The sequence below is a fragment of the Aminobacter sp. P4_D5 genome (assembly GCF_056401815.1).
Window position 1 is genome coordinate 1 of sequence record NZ_JBFUIP010001319.1, and the last position, 533, is coordinate 533.

General features: G+C 70.5%; 1 protein-coding gene. It reads right to left on the minus strand.

Annotation, left to right across the window (positions count from 1 at the left end; all coding sequences use genetic code 11):
* The coding region (locus AC1DWF_RS38160) for an ABC transporter substrate-binding protein (RefSeq protein WP_476843596.1) at nucleotides 1–471 on the minus strand (471 nt) is incomplete at its 3' end.
* Nucleotides 472–533 lie beyond the last annotated feature (62 nt).

A 533-nucleotide genomic window follows, 5' to 3' on the forward strand; every position in this document is an offset into this window, starting at 1 on the left:
CTTGCCGAGGGCGTCGGGCAGGAGCGGGAAGGGGGCCTTGAGGCGGAAGACGACCTCTCGGTCGGAGGGCGCGGCGATCTCGTCGGTGACGGCCATCAGCGACTGGCCGAAGGCGTCCACGCGGCCCCAACGTTGGAGGCTGGCCACCACGTCGCGGGCCAGGACCGGCTCGCCGTCGTGGAAGCGCAGGCCGTCGCGCAGCGTGAGGCGCCAGAGCTTCCCGTCGTTCTCCACGGCATGGCCGGTGAGCATCTGCGGCCGCGGGCGAAGGTTCTCGTCCTGGCCGTAGAGCGTGTCGTAGACCATCATCCCGTGCACGCGCGTCACGAAGGCGGCGGTGTAGACCGGGTCCAGGATGGCGAGGTCGGAGTTCGGGACGAATTTCAGCTGGCGCGAGGTCTGCGCGCCGGCGGCGAGGGGCGCGGCGAGGGCGCCCGCACCGGCGGCCTTGATGATGTCACGACGAAGCACGGCGATCCTCCGGCATCGCGGCGGCGCCGGCGATGCCAAAAAGTGACCAACTGCTTTTCCTC